The following is a 223-nucleotide window of genomic DNA, read 5'->3' as shown; positions in this document are numbered from 1 at the left end:
GCGCGAGCTCCTTGGATTCCTCCTCGGATTCACGCATCAGCGTCTCGTAGGCTAAAGCAATATCGCCCAGATGGCGAGGCCCCGTCGCGCCCGGCTGCTCGGGGGCCGGGAAGGAGAGCACGTTTGTCGGCTTGTCCTTGCCCCGCCAGGTGCGGTTCAGCTCCCGGATCTGGGCGTCGTCGGTGAGCATCACGCTCACGTCGAAATCCCCGTCCGCCTCGTC

1 protein-coding gene is annotated in these 223 nt (G+C 65.9%); it reads right to left on the bottom strand.

The features are described from left to right. On the bottom strand, positions 1–223 hold a 223-nt coding region (gene ybeY, locus E4K09_RS26310; protein WP_134500599.1), incomplete at both ends, for an rRNA maturation RNase YbeY.

This window comes from Microvirga pakistanensis, assembly GCF_004458765.1.
GTDB lineage: Bacteria > Pseudomonadota > Alphaproteobacteria > Rhizobiales > Beijerinckiaceae > Microvirga > Microvirga pakistanensis.
Note: the sequence above shows the minus strand (reverse complement) of the source record. Positions and strands in the feature narration are given on the sequence as shown.